Source organism: Sphingobium cyanobacteriorum, assembly GCF_030580935.1.
GTDB classification, from domain to species: Bacteria; Pseudomonadota; Alphaproteobacteria; order Sphingomonadales; family Sphingomonadaceae; genus Sphingobium; species Sphingobium cyanobacteriorum.
Window position 1 is genome coordinate 555,292 of record NZ_JAUQOM010000002.1, and the last position, 18,082, is coordinate 573,373.

At 69.4% G+C, this 18,082-nt stretch carries 26 protein-coding genes; 23 read left to right on the forward strand and 3 right to left on the reverse strand.

Going from position 1 to position 18,082, the window contains the following annotated elements:
- Nucleotides 1-155 precede the first annotated feature (155 nt).
- A complete protein-coding gene (locus tag Q4610_RS07635) occupies nucleotides 156-803 on the forward strand; it encodes a glutathione S-transferase family protein (protein ID WP_304535383.1) in 648 nt (215 codons plus the stop codon).
- A 210-nt stretch (nucleotides 804-1,013) separates the two neighbouring features.
- Nucleotides 1,014-1,547 carry a hypothetical protein gene (locus tag Q4610_RS07640; protein WP_304535575.1) on the forward strand — a complete coding sequence of 178 codons (534 nt, stop codon included), beginning with the start codon at nucleotides 1,014-1,016 and terminating at the stop codon, nucleotides 1,545-1,547.
- A gap of 144 nt (nucleotides 1,548-1,691) precedes the next feature.
- Here the strand turns inward: Q4610_RS07640 and Q4610_RS07645 are convergent, their stop codons facing one another.
- On the reverse strand, nucleotides 1,692-1,847 hold the full coding sequence (locus tag Q4610_RS07645) for a hypothetical protein (protein ID WP_304535384.1): 156 nt from the start codon (nucleotides 1,845-1,847) through the stop codon (nucleotides 1,692-1,694).
- An 86-nt stretch (nucleotides 1,848-1,933) separates the two neighbouring features.
- Between Q4610_RS07645 and Q4610_RS07650 the strand changes: the two genes are divergently transcribed.
- A complete protein-coding gene (locus Q4610_RS07650) occupies nucleotides 1,934-2,371 on the forward strand; it encodes a hypothetical protein (protein ID WP_336622863.1) in 438 nt (145 codons plus the stop codon).
- Nucleotides 2,372-2,533: 162 nt separating this feature from the next.
- On the opposite strand, the gene Q4610_RS07655 is transcribed toward Q4610_RS07650, so the two are convergent.
- Nucleotides 2,534-3,211 (reverse strand): hypothetical protein, encoded by a 678-nt coding sequence (locus Q4610_RS07655; RefSeq protein ID WP_304535385.1) that lies wholly within the window; start codon nucleotides 3,209-3,211, stop codon nucleotides 2,534-2,536.
- 252 nt (nucleotides 3,212-3,463) lie between these two features.
- On the opposite strand from Q4610_RS07655, the gene Q4610_RS07660 reads away from it, so the two are divergent.
- The 13 genes from Q4610_RS07660 (at nucleotide 3,464) to gp17 (ending at nucleotide 12,499) form a co-directional block, all read left to right on the forward strand.
- Nucleotides 3,464-4,777 carry a DNA-packaging protein gene (locus tag Q4610_RS07660; protein WP_304535386.1) on the forward strand — a complete coding sequence of 438 codons (1,314 nt, stop codon included), beginning with the start codon at nucleotides 3,464-3,466 and terminating at the stop codon, nucleotides 4,775-4,777.
- A gap of 129 nt (nucleotides 4,778-4,906) precedes the next feature.
- The gene (locus tag Q4610_RS07665) at nucleotides 4,907-5,245 is read left to right on the forward strand and encodes a hypothetical protein (RefSeq protein ID WP_304535387.1); all 339 of its coding nucleotides are present in this window, start codon (nucleotides 4,907-4,909) and stop codon (nucleotides 5,243-5,245) included.
- Nucleotides 5,246-5,358: 113 nt separating this feature from the next.
- Complete coding sequence (locus Q4610_RS07670) at nucleotides 5,359-6,486, forward strand: phage portal protein (protein WP_304535388.1); 1,128 nt, start codon at nucleotides 5,359-5,361, stop codon at nucleotides 6,484-6,486.
- Between the two features lie 11 nt (nucleotides 6,487-6,497).
- A complete protein-coding gene (locus tag Q4610_RS07675; protein WP_304535389.1) occupies nucleotides 6,498-6,806 on the forward strand; it encodes a DUF6127 family protein in 309 nt (102 codons plus the stop codon).
- Complete coding sequence (locus Q4610_RS07680) at nucleotides 6,803-7,252, forward strand: HK97 family phage prohead protease (protein ID WP_304535390.1); 450 nt, start codon at nucleotides 6,803-6,805, stop codon at nucleotides 7,250-7,252. The genes Q4610_RS07675 and Q4610_RS07680 overlap by 4 nt, the downstream gene beginning before the upstream one ends.
- A 339-nt stretch (nucleotides 7,253-7,591) precedes the next feature.
- On the forward strand, nucleotides 7,592-7,975 hold the full coding sequence (locus Q4610_RS07685; protein WP_304535391.1) for a hypothetical protein: 384 nt from the start codon (nucleotides 7,592-7,594) through the stop codon (nucleotides 7,973-7,975).
- Between the two features lie 80 nt (nucleotides 7,976-8,055).
- Nucleotides 8,056-9,183: a phage major capsid protein gene (locus tag Q4610_RS07690; RefSeq protein ID WP_304535392.1), complete on the forward strand. Its 1,128-nt coding sequence runs from the start codon at nucleotides 8,056-8,058 to the stop codon at nucleotides 9,181-9,183.
- Between the two features lie 148 nt (nucleotides 9,184-9,331).
- Nucleotides 9,332-10,951 carry a tail fiber domain-containing protein gene (locus Q4610_RS07695; RefSeq protein WP_304535393.1) on the forward strand — a complete coding sequence of 540 codons (1,620 nt, stop codon included), beginning with the start codon at nucleotides 9,332-9,334 and terminating at the stop codon, nucleotides 10,949-10,951.
- Nucleotides 10,941-11,108, forward strand: coding sequence for a hypothetical protein (locus tag Q4610_RS07700; protein ID WP_304535394.1), 168 nt, complete (start codon nucleotides 10,941-10,943; stop codon nucleotides 11,106-11,108). Before Q4610_RS07695 ends, Q4610_RS07700 begins: the two co-directional genes overlap by 11 nt.
- Nucleotides 11,105-11,383, forward strand: coding sequence for a phage fiber-tail adaptor protein (locus tag Q4610_RS07705; protein WP_304535395.1), 279 nt, complete (start codon nucleotides 11,105-11,107; stop codon nucleotides 11,381-11,383). Before Q4610_RS07700 ends, Q4610_RS07705 begins: the two co-directional genes overlap by 4 nt.
- Nucleotides 11,383-11,919 carry a head-tail connector protein gene (locus tag Q4610_RS07710; RefSeq protein ID WP_304535396.1) on the forward strand — a complete coding sequence of 179 codons (537 nt, stop codon included), beginning with the start codon at nucleotides 11,383-11,385 and terminating at the stop codon, nucleotides 11,917-11,919. Before Q4610_RS07705 ends, Q4610_RS07710 begins: the two co-directional genes overlap by 1 nt.
- The gene (locus tag Q4610_RS07715; RefSeq protein ID WP_304535397.1) at nucleotides 11,916-12,107 is read left to right on the forward strand and encodes a hypothetical protein; all 192 of its coding nucleotides are present in this window, start codon (nucleotides 11,916-11,918) and stop codon (nucleotides 12,105-12,107) included. Before Q4610_RS07710 ends, Q4610_RS07715 begins: the two co-directional genes overlap by 4 nt.
- On the forward strand, nucleotides 12,104-12,499 hold the full coding sequence (gene gp17 / locus Q4610_RS07720) for a tail completion protein gp17 (RefSeq protein WP_304535398.1): 396 nt from the start codon (nucleotides 12,104-12,106) through the stop codon (nucleotides 12,497-12,499). The genes Q4610_RS07715 and gp17 overlap by 4 nt, the downstream gene beginning before the upstream one ends.
- A gap of 44 nt (nucleotides 12,500-12,543) precedes the next feature.
- Here the strand turns inward: gp17 and Q4610_RS07725 are convergent, their stop codons facing one another.
- Nucleotides 12,544-12,867, reverse strand: coding sequence for a hypothetical protein (locus Q4610_RS07725; RefSeq protein ID WP_304535399.1), 324 nt, complete (start codon nucleotides 12,865-12,867; stop codon nucleotides 12,544-12,546).
- A gap of 137 nt (nucleotides 12,868-13,004) precedes the next feature.
- Between Q4610_RS07725 and Q4610_RS07730 the strand changes: the two genes are divergently transcribed.
- Genes Q4610_RS07730 through Q4610_RS07760 form a run of 7 tightly spaced genes read left to right on the forward strand, consistent with a single transcriptional unit; the run spans nucleotide 13,005 to nucleotide 18,063 of the window.
- Nucleotides 13,005-13,412, forward strand: coding sequence for a phage tail protein (locus Q4610_RS07730; protein WP_304535400.1), 408 nt, complete (start codon nucleotides 13,005-13,007; stop codon nucleotides 13,410-13,412).
- Nucleotides 13,409-13,720 (forward strand): GTA-gp10 family protein, encoded by a 312-nt coding sequence (locus Q4610_RS07735; RefSeq protein WP_304535401.1) that lies wholly within the window; start codon nucleotides 13,409-13,411, stop codon nucleotides 13,718-13,720. The genes Q4610_RS07730 and Q4610_RS07735 overlap by 4 nt, the downstream gene beginning before the upstream one ends.
- Complete coding sequence (locus tag Q4610_RS07740) at nucleotides 13,720-13,950, forward strand: phage tail assembly chaperone (RefSeq protein WP_304535577.1); 231 nt, start codon at nucleotides 13,720-13,722, stop codon at nucleotides 13,948-13,950. Before Q4610_RS07735 ends, Q4610_RS07740 begins: the two co-directional genes overlap by 1 nt.
- Nucleotides 13,951-14,007: 57 nt before the next feature.
- Nucleotides 14,008-14,568: a tail tape measure protein gene (locus Q4610_RS07745; protein ID WP_304535402.1), complete on the forward strand. Its 561-nt coding sequence runs from the start codon at nucleotides 14,008-14,010 to the stop codon at nucleotides 14,566-14,568.
- Nucleotides 14,565-16,892 (forward strand): DUF2460 domain-containing protein, encoded by a 2,328-nt coding sequence (locus Q4610_RS07750; RefSeq protein ID WP_304535403.1) that lies wholly within the window; start codon nucleotides 14,565-14,567, stop codon nucleotides 16,890-16,892. Before Q4610_RS07745 ends, Q4610_RS07750 begins: the two co-directional genes overlap by 4 nt.
- Nucleotides 16,889-17,698, forward strand: coding sequence for a DUF2163 domain-containing protein (locus Q4610_RS07755; RefSeq protein WP_304535404.1), 810 nt, complete (start codon nucleotides 16,889-16,891; stop codon nucleotides 17,696-17,698). The genes Q4610_RS07750 and Q4610_RS07755 overlap by 4 nt, the downstream gene beginning before the upstream one ends.
- A gap of 8 nt (nucleotides 17,699-17,706) precedes the next feature.
- On the forward strand, nucleotides 17,707-18,063 hold the full coding sequence (locus tag Q4610_RS07760) for a peptidoglycan endopeptidase (RefSeq protein ID WP_304535405.1): 357 nt from the start codon (nucleotides 17,707-17,709) through the stop codon (nucleotides 18,061-18,063).
- Nucleotides 18,064-18,082: the final 19 nt, after the last annotated feature.

The following is an 18,082-nucleotide window of genomic DNA, read 5'->3' on the forward strand; positions in this document are numbered from 1 at the left end:
GCCGGATGGCGGCGATGCGGGATGAAGGGGACAGCGAGTGGAACAGCTTCGCGGCGATGGCGCCGGTCGGCGGGGGTGCATGAAAAACTAGTTGCAAAATACTACGCAATTGACATGGTGGCGTTGCATATCCGACCAACCAGAAGGAGGACATCATGATTATCCATGGCGCGCGGCCATCGCCCTTTGTGCGCAAGGTCATCATCTTTGCAGCGGAAAAGGGGATCGCGATCGAGGTGAAGCCGGCCGGCTTTGGCCGGGGCGATCCGGCCTTTGCCATGGCGTCGCCCTTCAACAAGATGCCGGCATTGGAGGATGGCGATTTCCTGATCAGCGATTCGACCGCGATCATAACCTATATGGATGCCCTGCACCCCGAACCGAACCTGATCCCGACCGAAGCCAGGGCGCGGGCGCGGACGATCTGGTTCGAGGAATTCGGCGACACCATCGCCCAGCCGGTGGGCGGGCAGATATTCTTCAACCGGGTGGTGGGCAAGGCGCTGAAGGTGCCGCACGACCCGGCGCTGGCGGATGCGGCGGAGGCGGACAAGATGCCCGCCATCTATGACTATCTGGAAGGCGTGCTGCCCGAAAGCGGCTGGCTGGTCGAGGATCGCTTCACATTGGCGGATATTGCCGCGGCCTGCCCGATCATCAATGTCTGCTATTGTTCGCAGGGACTGGACGCGGCGCGCTGGCCCAGGGTCGCGGCCTGGCTGGAGCGGGTGAAGGCGCGGCCGAGCGTGGCCGATGCCCTGGCGCAGGAGCAGGAAGCGATGGCGCGGATGATGGCGGCCTGAATTTAACCCATATGGCACATTTTGCTTGACAGCGTGACGCTGATCTGGCAGAGATGCGGACAGTGGAAAAATGCGAGTCGCCCAAATGGCGGCGGACCTTGATATTATGCGATGTCTCGGCAGGGCAGCATGCCTGATGAGCAATCGCCGTGAAGGGGCTGGTCCTTATGGACCGGCCCCTTTTCTTTTGCGGAAGGGGGCGTGGCGGGGATGGCGGCGGAGGGGATGGATGGAGGTGCGGCGTTGACGCCGCAGCGGCAGCGCCTGGGCGGGGCGGTGCGGGCGCAGAAGCGTCAGCCGCGCAAGGATGGCTGGACCAGGGCGCAGGAAGCACTGTTCCTGGAAGCGCTGGCCGAGACGTGCAATGCAAGCGAGGCGGCGCGGACGGTGGGCAAGAGCCGGACCAGCGCCTATCGGCGGCGGGCCAGCGATCCCGGCTTTGCGCAGGCATGGGCGCAGGCGCTGGAGATCGGCTATAGCGAGATCGAACTGCTGCTGATGCGGGCGGCATTGCATGGCAGCGAAGTGGAAGAGGTGATGCTGGACGGCGACGGCGCGGTGAAGGGGCGCAAGGTGAAGCGGGTGCAGAACCTGACCGTCGCGCTGCGGCTGCTGATCCATTATCGTGACAAGGTGGCGCAGATCCGGGCCGGGCAGACGCAGGAGCGGCCCGACAGCGCCGACGCGATCGCGCGGGTGGACGCGGTGGTGGGCGCGGTGCGGCGACGGCGGGGCATGCGATGAGGATGCCGCCGGTGGGCGCGCGCCATGGCCCTGTCGCGCGAGCGGGGATGACGGGACAAGCCTTGCATCCTGCCTGTCGCAACGATCCCGGTACATGGCGGGACGGTAACAGGGGGGCGCGCCGTTCGCCGTCCCGCCGGGCGCTCAGCCGCTGTTGAGCATCGCCAGGGCGGCGCGGTCGGCATAGGCGGCGGCGAGGCGGTGGTGGACGGCGCGGGCGCGGGGAGAGGTGGCGCGGTCGGCCATCAGCCGCTGCTTCCGGCTGCGCGCGGAATAATAGACGAAGTCGGAACCATGCATCGGCTGCTCTCCCTTCCGGCGCGATTTCGTGTCGAATGCCGCCTGTCGGCCAGTGTTGGCGCAAAATCTTAACAAATATTTATCGCATGGGCGCCGGTGCGACGGGTTTGCCGCCGGGCGCGGCGGCCGGCGGGCATTGCCTTGCGCGGGCGCAGGCGGCACAGGACGCGGATGAACAACGCGCCGACCGGAGGAATGACATGCGCAGCCTGATGATGATGGGCCTGCTTTGCGGGCTGGCGGCCTGTGGCGAGAGCGTGGAGCAGCCGGCGGCGCGCGATGCGGACGCGCCCGAAAGCGGCGCGGCGGCGCAGGTGGCGACGCTGGACGAGGCGACGCGCAACAGCGTGTTCGAAAAGGCGATCCGCGCGAGCGGGGCGGCCTGTCCTTCGGTCAGCGGGTCCGGGCGCGTGGCGATCGCGACCGGGGTGAAGGGATGGAAGGCGCAGTGCGACAATGGCAGCGCGCATCTGATCCAGATATTGCCCGATGGCACGGCGAAGGTGACGAGCCGGACCTATTGAAGGGGCGATGGAGCCGGGGCGCTTTGCCCGGATTGCGGGGCCCGGATTGCGGGGCCGGGTTGCCGGGCCGTCCTGGCGCGCATGGCAAAGCCATCCCTGTACCCAAGGATGGCTTCACTCTGATCGCGAGGACAAAGCCAGGGAAGGCCCTGTCATCGCCTGTTAATGCGACGCCTTGATCTCCAGCGCCGGGTCGACCAGCGAAGTCCTGGCGGCGGCGGGGGTTGCTGGCGCGGGTGCGGCGGCCGGGGTCGCGGCCATTGGCTCGGCGGACTCGGCGGGCGCGGCGAAGGCGACCGTGATGTCTTCGTCAAGGAAGGCGGTGACGGGCGCGCCAAGCGGGATGCGGGCGCTGGTGCCGGTGGTGATGAAGCCGGCGATCGGCACGAAGGCGATGGCGGCGACGACGCCGGCGGTGCCGGTGGTGCCCTTGTCATCGAAGCTGCCGGTCAGGCGGATCTGGTTGCCGTTGACGCGGGTGTAGAGGACGCGGCCGGTGATCCGGCCCGATTTGCCCCACATGCCCTTGTTGCGGACATCGGTGATTTCGCCGGTGACGGGGCTGCCGCGTGGAATCACGGCCTGGCCGTTGAGGCTTACGGTTTCGGCGACTTCGAGCTGGACACGCTGGCCGACGCGCAATTTCTTGCCTTCAGTGGTCAGCGGTTCGGCGGTCTTGAGCGCGATCTGCACGCCGGCACGCAGGATGTTGCCGCCGGGTGTGGCGACGATCGTAGCAACCGGCGTGGCAACAGGCGTGGCCGGCGCGACCTGGGCGAGGACGGACGGCGCGCAGGCGGACAGCAGCGCGCCGAGAATGGCGCGGGAAACGAAATGCATTGATACCCCCCAAAAAGAGTCGCAGCTCCCCCGAGCTGAGGCGGAGGTGGTGCTATTCGCCGGAGCCGTCGTCAAGCGATAAATAGTTGATCCATATTGATGTTTACGGGCGGGCGGGCCGGTGGCGGGCGCCATGCCTGCTTTTGCCGCGACGCTGCCTGTTTCAGGGCGGCGCAGGAGAGGGCGGCGCGGGGATTTTCGGGAAGGTCGCCTTGGGGCGGCCTTTTTTGTGCGCCACTGCGGGGGAGGGCGATGGAGGTTTCGGATCGGGAATGGCTGGGCGGCGCGGAGGCGGCGCTGTGGGCGCGGTTGCGGGCGGGGTTGACCCCGGCGGCGGCGGAGCGGCTGGCGCGGCACTGGGCTTTCCTGGCGCGGCCGGCGCAGCTTGCCCCGGCGGGCGACTGGCGCATCTGGCTGATGCTGGCGGGGCGCGGTTTCGGCAAGACGCGCGCCGGGGCGGAATGGGTGCGCGCCATTGCGGAGGGTGATCCCGGCGCGCGGATCGCGCTGGTCGGCGCGACGCTGGGCGAGGCGCGCAGCGTGATGGTGGAGGGGGAGAGCGGGTTGATGGCGATTGCGCCCTGGTGGGCGCGGCCGGACTATGCCCCGGCGCTGCGGCGGTTGCGCTGGCCCAATGGCGCGGAGGCGCGGCTGTTCGGCGCGGCCGAGCCGGAGGCGCTGCGCGGGCCGCAGTTCAGCCATGGCTGGGCCGACGAAATCGCCAAATGGGCGAGCGGGGAGGCGGCGTGGGACAATCTGATGCTGGGGATGCGGCTGGGGGCGGCGCCGCGCGTGCTGGCGACGACGACGCCGCGCCCGGTGCCGCTGGTGCGGGCGCTGGTGGCGCGGGAGGGTGCGGACGTGGTGGTGACGCGGGGGCGGACGGCGGACAATGACGCGAACCTGGCCCCCGGCTTCGTCGCGGCGATGGCGGCGGCCTATGGCGGCACGCGACTGGGGCGGCAGGAACTGGACGGCGAACTGATCGAGGAGGCAGACGGCGCGCTGTGGACCCGCGACCTGATCGAGCGGTGCCGGGTGGCGCATGTGCCGGGTGTGCTGGCGCGGGTGGTGGTGGCGGTCGATCCGCCCGCGACCGCCGGTGGCGACGCCTGCGGCATCGTGGTGGCGGGGCTGGGCGGCGACGGGCGCGGCTATGTGATCGCGGACGCGAGCGTCGAGGGGATGCGGCCCGAAGGCTGGGCGCGGGCGGTGGCGGCGGCCGCGATGGTGCATGGCGCGGACAAGGTGGTGGCCGAGGCGAATAATGGCGGGCAGATGGTGGAAAGCGTGCTGCGCGCGGCGGAGGCGACGCTGCCGGTGAAGCTGGTCCACGCATCGCGGGGGAAAGCCGCGCGGGCGGAGCCGGTGGCGGCCTTGTATGAAGCCGGGCGGGTGATGCACCGGGGCGCTTTCCCGATGCTGGAGGACGAGATGTGCGGATTGCTGGCCGGCGGGGGATATGTGGGGCCGGGGCGATCGCCGGACCGGGCGGATGCCTTGGTGTGGGCGATGAGCGAACTGATGCTGGGGCGGACCGGGGAAGCGCGGGTCAGGGGGATGTGAGGCAGGTCGCCGCAGCGCCGCGCGTGGGGTGAGGGAGGGAGATGGGGGTCCGCTTGCGCGGGAATGACGGATGAGGGAACCCCCGGCCCGACTGTATCGTTTTTCGTGGCGGTATCAGGAGTATGGACGATGAAGGCGATCAAGTGGATGGCGGTGGCAGTGGGCGTTTCCCTCGTGGCGACGCCGGTGATGGCGGCGCGGCTGAGTGGCAAGGAGCAGGCGCGGGTGGCGCGGGCTGCGCCGCGCGATCGGGACGATGTGCGCTATTGCCTGCTCAAGGCCAAGAAAGGCCGCGACAAGGGCACGGTGATCGGCGCGGCTGGCGGTGCGGGTGTTGGCCTGCTGGCCGGTGGCGGGCTGGGCGAGACATTGCTGGGCGCGGGCGCGGGTGCGCTGGCGGGCCGGGTGATCGGCAAGAGCGAGGGGACGAACTCCGCCTGCGACCGGGTGCTGGCGCGCAACAGGTAAATTGTTGGCGGCGGTGCGCCGCCTCTCCAAGTTTCGGTAAGCGGCTTTGCCGCCAACCTTCACTATCCTCTCCCCCGGTGGGGAGAGGATTTTTGCGTTCTGGGGATGCTCATATGAAATGGTTCGGGACGAAAGCGGCCGCATCGGGCGATGCGCGGCCGGTGCTGGCGCGTGCCTGGGGGACGGGGGCGGTGGCGCTGGGCGAGTGGCCGGCCAGTTATGAGGCGCAATTGCGCGCCGGGGTGATGGGCAATCCGATCGCGCAGCGGGCGATGCGGCTGGTGTCGGAGGGCGCGGGCGCCTGTGCGCTGAAAGTGCGCGGGGTGGAAGACGGGCGCCGGGTGCTGGCGCTGGTCGGGCGGGCGTCGGCCGGGCAGGGGCTGGTGGAGACGCTGGCCTGTCACCTGCTGCTGCATGGCAATGGCTATGTCCAGGTGATGGCTGGCGCCGACGGCACGCCGGCCGAGCTGTTCGCGCTGCGGCCTGAGCGGGTTTCGGTCGAGGCCGATGCGCGGGGGTGGCCGATGGCCTATCTCTATCGGGTGGGGGAGAGCGTGACGCGCTTGTCGCCGGAGGATGGCGCGGGGCGCACGAACCTGTTGCATATCAAGGCGCTGCATCCGCTGGACGATCATTATGGGCTGGGCTGCGTGGGGGCGGCGGCGGGCGCGGTGGCGATCCACAATGCAGCGGCGGTGTGGAACAAGGCGCTGCTCGACAATGCGGCCCGGCCATCCGGCGCGATGGTCTATGATCCGGGCGACGGATCGGTGCTGTCGCCCGACCAGTTCGAGCGGGTCAAGCGCGAGATGGAGGCGGCCTTTGCGGGCGCGGCCAATGCCGGGCGGCCGATGCTGCTGGAGGGCGGGCTGTCGTGGCGGCCGATGAGCCTGACGCCCGCCGAGATGGATTTCGTGGGGCTGAAGGCGGCGGCGGCGCGGGAGATTGCACTGGCCTTTGGCGTGCCGCCGATGCTGATGGGGCTGCCCGGCGACAATAGCTACGCCAATTATCGCGAGGCGAACAAGGCGCTGTGGCGGCAGGCGATCCTGCCGCTGGTGGCGAAGATTTGCGCGGGGTTGAGCCAGGGCTTGAGCGGCTGGTGGCCGGGCGTCGTGGTGGAGGCGGACCTGGACGCGGTGCCGGCGCTGGCGGACGAGCGGACGATGCTGTGGGAGCGGGTGGCGGCGGCGGATTTCCTGAGCGCGGACGAGAAGAAGGCGATGCTGGGCATCGGGTGAGGGAGGCGGCGATGAAAGAGGAGATGCTGGCGCGGCTGGTGGCGCAGGCGGAGGCGCGGCCGATGGACATGGTGATGATCCGCGCGCTGATCGAGGAGGCGAGCGACCTGGGCGCGGGGCGGGCGCTGGAGCGGCTGGGGCTGAGCGACCGGCGCGCGCAGGGCGATGTGCGGGAGCTGCGCGAGCTGCTGTCCGCCTGGCGCGACGCGAAGAAGGCGGCGCGCGGGGCGGTGATCGGCTGGGCGGTGCGGATCGCCATGGCGCTCGTGCTTTTGGGGGTGGCGGTGAAGATGGGGTTGCTGGGGCTGGTCAGGGCATGAGCGGGGGCGATATACGCTTTGCCGGCTATGCGGCGATATTCGACCGGGTGGACCGGGGTGGTGACGTGGTGCGGGCGGGGGCGTTTGGCGCGGTGGCGGCGGCGGACGTGCCTTTGCTGTGGCAGCATGGGCCGGGCAGCGTGATCGGCACGGTCGAGAGCGCGCGGGAGGACAAGCGCGGGCTGCGCGTGATCGGGCGCGTGTCGCGGCGGACGGCGGCCGGGCGGGCGGCGGCGGCGGCGCTGGCGAGCGGGGCGCTCAACGGGCTGTCGTTCGGATACCGGGTGCGGGCGGCGCGGGGAGCGGGGCCGCGCGAGTTGCTGGCGCTGGAGCTGGTGGAGGTGAGTTTGGTGACGCATCCGATGCAGGATTTGGCGCGGGTGGTGGCGGTGGAGGGGGGTGTCAGGAACAAAATGGAAGGCGAGGGATCGATAACGACTGTTTAAGAGTTTAGAGCGAGCATATTGACCATGGTCAGATTCCTCGTCAAGGATCGCTACCTGAAATGCAAATTCACTTGATTCTAGGCCTGAATGGCCCTTCGAGCGTCGAAACGCTTGGGAATAATATAGAAAAATTATATCCGACGAGGAGTCGTGCTCTGAATGGAAAGCCAGCCTGGCTGGTTGCAGACGACGCGCCTGCAAGAATTGTGTCAGACAGACTGGGAATCAATGCTGGTGAGGGTGGGATTGCTGCCCTTGTAACCACGATAGCCGATTATTTCGGGCGTGCTGAACCTGAGCTGTGGACGTGGATCAAGGTTCAGTGGGAATCGGCATCTGATGGTTCGACGGACAAGCCCGCAGACGCCGCCTAATCAAGCTACGCCAAGCGAGCAGCCGCTTGTCACGCCCGCATTAGGGGCGATGCCTGAAATGTTACTTGCGTTGCAACAAGCGCAAGCAGCCCAGGCTTTGAATTCAGAATGCGCGGCGATCCGACAGGAATTGGGAATATTGAAGGCCGAAGTTGCAAATGCAAAGACGGCTATCGATGAAAGTGCCAAGGACATATCGGGTATCAAGCGTGTCCATCATATAGTGGTTGGTGCTTTTTTGGTCATTTCCGTGGCGTTGGGCTTGGTCTGGTGGGCCATTGGCGGAAAAGTGACGACTTTGTTGAAAATGGCTGATGAACGGCAAGTTGCTGACGACAAGAAAAAGTAAAAATCCAATAATTTATATTTCATCAAAGGCGGTCCCATTCGGGGCCGCCTTTTTTCGTTTCTGCAAGCGGGAGAATGGGCATGACGGATATGTTGGAAGCGCGGCTGGACGTGGTGGCGCAGGGGGAGCGGATCGAGGGGCTGGAGGGGGAGATTGCGGCGTTGAAGGGCGCTCTGCTGGCCGTCCAGCGGCCGGCGCTCGACGGGGTGAAGGGCGGGGCGCATGGACATTTTGGCGATCCGACGCGCAACGCTTTCGTCGAGCGCTATCTGCGGCAGGGGCTGGAAGCGGGGGTGGAGCTGAAAAGCTTTTCCGGCGCGACCGGCGCGGCGGGCGGCTATGCGGTGCCGCGCGAGATCGACCAGTTGATCGACACGACACTGAAAGCCATTTCGCCCATTCGCGGCATCGCCAATGTCGTGCGGACCGGCACGGCGGGATACCGCAAGCTGGTGAGCGCGGGCGGGATCGCGTCGGGATGGGCGAGCGAGACGGGCGCGCGGGCCGAGACGGCGACGCCGACCTTCAACGAGATCGTGCCGCCTTCGGGCGAGCTGTTCGCCAATCCGGCCGCGTCCCAGGCGATGCTGGACGACGCGCAGTTCGATGTCGAGGGCTGGCTGGCCAGCGAGATCGCCCGCGAATTCGCGGCGGCGGAGGGCAGCGCCTTCGTCAATGGCAATGGCACCAACAAGCCCAAGGGCTTCCTGACCTATACCACCACCAGCGAGGCGGACAGCGTGCGCGCGTTCGGATCGTTGCAATATGTGGCGTCGGGCGCGGCGGGCGCTTTTGTGGGGACGAACCCGCAGGATAAGCTCATTGATCTGGTCCAGAGCCTGCGCGCGCCCTATCGCCAGGGGGCGAGCTTCGTCATGAATTCGGCGACGCTGGCGGTGATCCGCAAGATGAAAACCACCGATGGCGCCTTCATCTGGCAGCCGGGGCTGAGCGCGGCGCAGCCCGCGACCTTGCTGGGCTATCCGGTGGTCGAGGCGGAGGACATGCCCGACATTGCGGCGAACAGCCTGTCGATCGCGTTCGGCAATTTCCAGATGGGCTATGTCATCGCCGAGCGGAGCGAGACGAGCATCCTGCGCGATCCGTTCAGCAACAAGCCGTTCGTGCATTTCTACGCGGTCAAGCGGATCGGCGGCGGGGTGGCGAACAGCGAGGCCATTAAACTGATGAAGTTCGCCGCTTCGTGATGGCGGGAGGGGGGGGCGCCGTCCCCCTCTTTCAACTTCGCCTAACTCGCCGCGCGAGTAAGGCTGCGTATCCTTCTCCCCCCAGGGGAGAAGGATTGGTGGGGGGAGGCTTTGAGCCTCCCCCTTTTTTCATGGCGGGGAGCGGGGCGTGGCGATTACGGATTGGGCGATGGCCGACCTGGTGCGGGAGGTGTGTCATGATGTCGGCGCGGGGCCTTTGCTGCCGGGCGGGGCGATGGCGGGGTTTCGCGCCTTTGCCGATGCGGTCGGCGCGGGCGACCGCTTTCCCTATGTGATCGTGGGTGTCGCGCATCCCGACCAGTGGGAAGCGGGCAGCGGCGAACTGGACGGGACCGGGCGGATCGTGCGGACGCCGGCGGCGTCGTCGGCCGGGGGTGCGGCGGTGGATTTCCTGGCGGGGGAGAAGCGGATCGGCATCGCCATCCATGCCGGCTGGGCGCAGGCGGTGGAGGAGCATGGCCATGGCATCGGCGGGGTCGAGGGGCTGGCCGGGGCGCTGGCGGCGTTGCAGCCGCGCGACGGGCGGCTGGATGCACTGGCCGGGGTAGCGGCGGGGGCGGATCTGCTGCCCTACTGGACCGGGGCGGCGAGCGCCGATGTGACGCCGATCAGCGCCTTTGGCCGCGGCCTGATCGGGCAGGCGGACGCGGCGGCGGCGCGGGGCGCGATCGGGCTGGGGAGCATCGCCACCCAGGCGGCGGCGAGCGTCGCGATCAGCGGCGGCACGATCAGCGGCGTTACGGTCAGCGGCCTGGTGTCGCTGACGTCGATCGGGCCAGTGACGCGGCAGGGGAGCGGGGTCGTGTCCTTCATTGCCGACCGGGTCAGCAGCAACCTCAATTCCGCGATGGAGTTCAAGACCACGGCCGGGTCGATATTCATCGGCAACAAGGATGGGGCGTCCTTTGGCATCGGCGCCAGTTCCAACCTGTCGTCCGGCAACTGGCTGACGGTGGCGTCGACGGGGATCAGTGCGCCGGGCGTGGCCACGGCCAATGCGCAGGTGACAGGCGGCAGCGTCACCGGGCTGGCGACGCTGGGCGTGACACAGGGCGCGGCGGCGGCGAGCGTGACGATCGACAGCAATGCCGGGCAGTTTGCGGGGCTGAGCCTGCGAACGGGCACGGCGCTGCGCTGGACGGTGCGCAAGGGCAATGGCGCGGAAAGCGGATCGGCGGCGGGGTCGGACTTCGTGCTGCACCGGCATGACGATAGCGGCGCGGCGCTGGGTGCGGCGCTGACGATCGTGCGGGCGAGCGGGAGCAGCCTGTTCGATGGGGTGGTCGCGCCGCTGACCGACAATGCGCGCACGCTGGGGCTGGCGGGGCAGCGATGGTCGGTGGTCTATGCCGCGACCGGCACGATCAACACGTCCGATGCGGCGGCCAAGCGCGATGTCGGGGGGATCGACGACGCGCTGCTCGACGCCTGGGGCGATGTGGGCTGGCGGCGCTATCGCTTCGTCGACGCCTATGCGGCCAAGGGCGAGGCGGCGCGCTGGCATGTCGGGCTGGTGGCGCAGGAGGTGCGCGATGCGATCGACGCGCGGCTGGGGGATGGCGCGGCGGTGCGGCTGGGGCTGCTGTGCCATGATAGCTGGGCGGGCGATGACAGCGTGCCGCCGGGCGAACGGTGGGGACTGCGCTACGAGGAGTGCCTGGCGCTGGAGGCGGCGTGGCAGCGGCGGCGGATCGCGCGGATCGAGGCGGCGATCATGGCACTGGCGGGAGGCGGCGATGCAGGCTGATCCGCTGGGCGCGAGCGTGCTGGGCGAATTGCGCCCCGGCGCGCCGGGATGGGAAGGGCCGTGGGGCGCGGGCGTGCGCCCGGATGCGGCGATGAGGGTGCGGGCCGAGGCGCGGATGGCGCGGCCGGCAAGGGACGTGGGGGAGAGAATCCGATGAGCCTGCATTGCAAAGATCCCGGCGCGCGGATCGACCATGGGATCGACTGGTCGGCCTATCTGGCGGGGCAGAGCGTGATGGCGAGCGCGTGGGAGGTCGCGCCGGTCGAGACGGGCGGATTGCTGGTCGAGGCGAGCGCGTTCGAGGCGCAGCGGACGAGCGCGCGCCTGTCCGGCGGGGTGGTGGGGCATGTCTATCGCCTGACCAATCGCGTCACCTTGTCCGACGGGCAGGTGGATGAACGGTCGGTGACGATCCGGGTGGAGGAACGCTGATGCTGATCGAAGAGGAAAGCGGGGGGCTGGCGGCGGCGCTGGCCGAGCTGAAAGCCTATTTGCGGATCGAGACGGGCGGCGAGGATGCGGTGCTGGCGGGATTGCTGCGCAGCGCGGCGGCGCTGTGCGAACAATTTGTCGGGCAATGGCTGCTGGCGCGGGCGGCGCGCGAGACGATGGCGGGGGACGGGCGCTGGCAGCGGCTGTCGGCGCGGCCGGTGCTGAGCATCGAGAGCGTGGCGGCGGTGGACGTGGACGGGACGAGCGAGATGCTGCCGGTCGACGCCTATGCGATCGACATCGATGCGGCGGGCGATGGCTGGGTGCGGGCGACGCGGGCGGGCGACGGGCGCGTGCTGGCGGTGCGTTACCGGGCGGGGATGGCGGGCGAGATGAACGGCCTGCCGCACGCATTGCGGCAGGGGATCGTGCGGCTGGCGGCGGACCATTATCTGGCGCGCGGGAACGAAAGCGCGGCCCCGCCGGCGGTGGTGAGCGCGCTGTGGCGGCCGTTCCGGCGGATGCGGCTGGCATGAGGGCGGCGCTGAGGCGGCTGGTCGAGGCACGGGCGGCGACGCGGCGGGCGGCGATTGCGGCGGCGCTGGCTGAACGGGGCGTCATGGCGTCAGTCGAGGGTGAGGCGGTGCGGGCTTCGGGGCGGGGGCTGGTGGCGCGCTGGTGGCGCGATCTGGCGCTGCGCGAGGCGGGGAGGGACAGGCGATGAGCGCGGAAGTGGCGGTGCGGGCGGCGCTGATCGCGGCGTTGCGGGGCGACCAGATGCTGATGGACCAGATGAACGGCCTGTATGACGGGGAACCGGCGCGGGCGGCGGCGCCCTATGGCATGGTGGGCGAATGCCTGGGCGCGGACTGGGGCGGCAAGGATGTCGAGGGACGCGAGGTGCGGCTGACGATCGGGCTGGTGGTGGCGGACGAGACGCCGGCGCGGCTGGCCGGGATGATCGGGCGGATCGACCCGGCGTTCGGTGCGGCGGGGGTGCAGGACGGCTGGCGCATCGTGAGCGCGCGGCTGTTGCGGTCGCGGGTGGCGCGGAGCGGCGCGCAGGGGTGGCGCGCGGTGGTGGATTACCGCGTGCGAGCGGTGCGGGAGGGGTGACGGATCATCCCCTCCCCTTGAGGGGATGGGATGATCATGGCCACTCAGCCCGGCTGGGTGCTTTCCTCATATTCGGCGGTGATCTTGTCGACATATTCCGAAATCTGCTCGTCGGCATCGCTGCTGGCGGCGGCGTCGGACATTTTATCCGCCTTGTCCTGGGCGATGATGGCGGCGCGGAAGGCGGCTTCCTTGTCGGCGCAGGCTTTTTTCATGGCGGACTGGAAATCGCCGACCGACAATTTCTTTTCAAGCGCGGGCTGGACCTGGGCGCTGAGGCATTTGGAATAATCCTTGCGCCCGGTGCCGACGGCATCGGCGGACGGGGCGGCGGCGAGCATCATCGTCAACGAAGCGGCAACAATCATCTGGACCTCTCCCTAAGCCCTAAGTTCTTGCTGTGACCGGATGGCGAGGGGCCATCCGATAACCTTGTTTTTTCGCGATTTTCCGGGCCGGGGCGCAGGTGCGTCGGCGGCGGCGTCGCTTAGCTGGAGGATGCGCCATGGGCGTGGAAAAGGGAAGTGCGTTTCTGCTGAAAGTGGGGGATGGAAACATACCGGCAACCTACGCCACGGTGGCCGGGATGCGGACCACCCAATTGTCGGTCAATGGCGAGGCGGTGAACATCACCAGCAAGGATTCGGGCGGCTGGCGCGAATTGCTGTCGGGCGCGGGGGTGCGGTCGGTCAGCGTGTCGGCGGCGGGGCTGTTCACCGGATCGGCGGCGGAGGTGCGGGTGCGCAACCATGCGCTGGCCGGCACGATCGAGCAGTTCGAGCTGAGTTTCGAGAGCGGCGAGCGGATGCGCGGGCGCTTTCTGGTGACGCGGCTGGACTATGCCGGGGACTATAATGGCGAGCGCAATTACACGCTGAGCCTGGAAAGCTCCGGCGCGGTGGTGAGCGAATGAGCGGCGTGGCGAACCCGCAGCGGGGCGAGGTGGCGCTGGAGATTGGCGGCGCGCGGCTGGTGGTGCGGCCGAGTTTCGCGGCGCTGGTGGCGGCCGAGGCGGAACTGGGGCCGCTGTTCGACCTGGTCGAGCGGGCGGCGGAGGGCAAGCTGGCGCTCGCCGATCTGGTCGGGCTGTTCTGGCACTGCCTGGAGACACGCGAGGCGATGACGCGCGAGGCGCTGGGCGAGGCGGTGCTGGCCGCCGGGCTGGCGCGGGTGACGCCGGTGCTCAAGGCGATCCTGCACCAGATATTGGCGGGCCGGTGATGCTGTTCCGCGAGGCGGCGGGGCGGCTGGCGGGGGTGGCCGGATGGTTGCTGGGCTGGCGGCCGGAGGAGTTCTGGCGCGCCACCCCGGCGGAACTGGCGGCGGTGCTGCGTGCGGCGCGGGGGGACGAGGCGGCGGGCGAGGGCGTGGATGGCGCGGAGTTGCGGCGGTTGATGGGGGTGATGCCGGATGAGGTCCGGCGTCCAGCCCCCTCTTCCAACGGCGCCTAGGCAGCAGGCTGCCAAGGCATCGTATCTGGAAGTTTCTTTTTTGATCGGGAGGCGCTGGTGGACGAGGAAATCGAGACGCTGGTGGTGCGGGTGCGGGCCGATACCCAGGGGTTGAGCCGCGATGTGGCGGCGATGCGGGGGGAGATGGAAGGGCCGCTGGCCGACGGGGCGGACCGGGCCGGGCGGCGGATCGAGCAGGGGCTGTTGCGCGCGGTGCGGACGGGCAAGCTGGGGTTCGACGATCTGCGGCAGGTCGCGCTGTCGGCGCTGAACGAGATTGCGGCGAGCGCGCTGCAATCGGTGATCGGTGGCGGGGGGAGCGGCGGCGGCGGGCTGGCGAGCCTGGGCGCGTCGCTGCTGACGGCACTGATGGGATCGCCGGGGCGGGCGACCGGCGGGCCGGTGACGGGCGGGCGCGCCTATCGCGTGGGCGAGCGCGGGCCGGAATTGTTCGTGCCGACGAGCAGCGGGCAGGTGATTGCCAATGGAAGCGGCGGCGGGCGCGATGTGCGGGTGAGCATCGCGGTGCAGGGCCGGGGTGGCGAGAGCGAGAGCCGGTTGCTGGCGCGCAGCGCGCGGCAGGTGGCGCGGGCGGTGCGGGGGGCGCTGGAACGATGAGCATAGGCTATTGGCTGGCGGATGCGCGACGGGGGCAGGAGGCGGGCTATCTCAAGCGCTTTGCCGCGACCCATTGGACGGTGAATTTTCCCCGGCCGATGATGGCGAGCGTCGTCACCACCGCGCCCGACGCCCTGCGCGTGGACACGGTGTTTTACGGGTCGGGCGATCTGGCGGGCCTGATCTGGGAGGCGGAGGACATATGGAGCCATCCGCTGCTGGCCTATGAGACGCGGCGGGATTTTCGCGATTGCACCCTGTCCTTCCGCTGGCGGTCGGCGGGGCTGCGGCGGCTGGACGAGACGCATGGGCCGACGCTGACGATCGAGGGGCGGGATGCGAGCGGGGCGCCGCGCGCCTGGTATGTGCGCTTGTGGAACTATGCGAGCGGCGGGCCGGAAGATGCTGTCATCACACTGGATTTTGCCGCGCTGGATGGCGGCTATCTGCTGCCGGGCGAGGCGGACCCGGTATGGGCGGGCGATGTGGACCGGATGTTCCTGTCGCTGGTGCCGCCCGACTATGATGCGGGCGACACCCCTTTCGCGAGCGGGCAGGAGGGCTGGGCGGAGCTGAGCGACCTGCGCTGCGACGGGGCGGGATCGGTGCTGGCGGTGGGTGATGTGATGCTGCCCGAACATGGGCTGTCGATGGCGACCGGCTATGATGACTGTTTCAACCAGACGCCCGCGCGGGTGGTGGGCGCGATCCATGCGCTGGGTTATCGCGGGGCGATCAACCATTATGTGGGGATGAGCCATTATTTCCGGCTCGAACGGTCGGGGGGCGGGCTTTATGTGAGCCTGACGGGCGGAGCGCTGAATGCGCCCTGCGCGGCGTGGCACCGGGATTTTGCGGGGCAGGCGAAGGCGCTGGGCTTCGACGTCATCTGGTCGCTGTCCTATGAACTGTTCGACGCGCATTGCTGGAACGACTGGAAGCAGCGGGCGGAGAATGGCGATCCGGCGCTGACCGGATGGGTGCCGCCGTCGACCCTGTTGTCGCCGGCGCATGGCGGCGCGATGGCCTATGTGCAGGCGGTCGCGGGAGCCTTTGTTTCCATCGGCCTGGAGGCGGGTTTGCCGATCCTGTTTCAGGTGGGTGAACCCTGGTGGTGGGTGATGCCGGGGGATGGGCGCATCTGCATCTATGACGATGCGGCGCGGGCGGCGCTGGGCGGGTCGCCGGTGTCGATCGCGAGCATATGGGAACCGCTGGACGCGGCGCAATGCGCGCTGCTGGATGCGGCGGGGGCGTTGCTTGCCGGATCGACGGCGGCCCTGTGCGCGGCGGTGCGGGCGGTGGCGCCGGGCGCGGTGACGCATTTGCTGGCCTATCTGCCGACGATCCTGGACCCGCGCGCGCCCGAAGCCAAGCGGGCGAACATGCCGGTCGGCTGGGCGTCGCCCGCTTTCGACGTGCTGCAACTGGAAGATTATGACTGGGTGACGGAAGGGCGGCCGAACCTGACCGCGCGGGGCGTGGCACTGGCGACGGCGCGGCTGGGCTATCCGGTCGAGGAGCAGCATTATTTTTCGGGCTTCGTGCTGCTGCCGGGCCAGGCCGGGCAATGGCGCGAAATCGTGGCGGCGGCGCGGGCGTCGGTGGCGCGGGGGACGGCGGCGACCTTCATCTGGGCGCTGCCGCAGGCATGCCGCGACGGCTTTACCTGTTTCAGCATTGATGGGGAGGATGAGGTGCAAGCCTTTGACGATGTGCTGTTTCCGATCGCGATCGGGCGCGAGGCGAGTCTGGCTCCGGCCTTTTCGACGCAGATCGTGGAAAGCCCGGCCGGGCATGAGCGGCGGTCGAGCGACTGGGCGGATGCCAGGCTGTCCTATGATGCCGGGCCGGGGGTCCGGTCCGAGGCGGATATTGCCACGCTGATCGCCTTCTTCCGCGCGCGGCGCGGGGCGGCGCGGGGGTTTCGCTTTACCGATCCCTATGATGATCGCAGCGGTGCGCCGGGCGTGGCGCCGGGGCCGCTGGACCAGAGGCTGGGGATTGGCGACGGGGTGCGGGCCGAGTTTCCACTGGCGCGCTATTATGGCGTGGGTGCGGATGCGCAGGCGCGGATCATCACCCGGCCGGTGGCGGGGAGCATAAGGATCGCGGCCGATGGCGTGGAACTGACCGAGGGGTGGAGCCATGCGGGCGGGGGCGTGATCGCGTTCGACGTGGCGCCGGCGGCGGGCGTGGTGCTGACCGCCGGGTTCCGCTTCGACGTGCCGGTGCGCTTTGCCGAGGACCGGCTGGAGATCAACCGGGCGACCTTTGCCGCGGGCGAGGCGGTGTCGGTGCCGCTGGTGGAGATACGCGAATGAGCGGGGGGCTGGACGCGCCGCTGTGCACGCTGGCCTTTTGCTGGCGGATCGAGCGGCGGGACGGGGTGACGATCGGCCTGACCAGCCATGATCGCCACCTGGAGATCGAGGGGCTGGCGTATCGCGCCGCGCCGGGGATGACCCCGGCGGCGGTGCGGGGCGGCATCGGGCTGGAGGGCGAGGATAGCGATGTCGCGGGCGCGCTGTCGAGCGAGGCGATCAGCGAGGCGGACCTGATGGCGGGGCGATGGGACGGGGCGGCGCTGGAATTGCGGCTGACCCAGTGGGAGGAACCCGGCGACCTGTGGCTGTTGCTGGCGCGGGGCGAGATCGGCGCGGTGTCGCGCAAGGGGGCGGGCTTTACCGCCGAGCTGATCGGCGCGGCGGCGGTGCTGGGCGCGCCGGTCGCGCCCAGCACATCGCCCGATTGCCGGGCGCGGCTGGGCGACGGGGCGTGCCGGGTCGACCTGAGCGGGCGACGGCGGATCGTCACGGTGGCGGCGGTCGAGGAGGCGGACGTGACGGTGAGCGGGCTGGCGGCGGGGGCCTATGCGTTCGGGACGCTGCGCTGGCTGACCGGGCCGAATGCGGGATTGGTGCAGGCGGTGGCGGACAATGGGGCCGAGGGCCTGTCGCTGGTCGATCCGCCGGCCTTTGCGGTGGCGACAGGGACGCTGGCGCTGCTGACCGAGGGATGCGACCGGCAAATCGCGACCTGCGCGGGGCGCTTTGGCAATGCGGTCAATTTCCAGGGCGAACCCTATCTGCCGGGGATGGATTTGCTGACCCGCTATCCCGGCGCATGAGCGCGGTGGTGGCGCGGGCGCGCGCCCTGCTGGGCGTGCCGTTCCGCTTGCATGGACGCAGCGCGGCCGGGCTGGATTGTGTCGGTCTGGCGGCGCTGGCGCTGGGGCGGGCGGCGCCGGGCGCCTATGGCTTGCGCAGCGGGGACGTGGCGCGGGCGCAGGGGTGGTTGCGGGACGCGGGGCTGCGGCCGGTGGCGGACGGCGGGGCGGGCGACCTGGCGCTGGTGCGGCCGGGGCCGTTGCAACTGCATTTGATGATCGGGACCGGGGCGGGGTTCATCCACGCCCATGCGGGGATCGGGCGGGTGGTCGAGACGCCGGGGGAATCGCCCTGGCCGGTGATCGGCTGGTGGGGCTTGATATAGTTGTGCGCCGCGTTTGGGG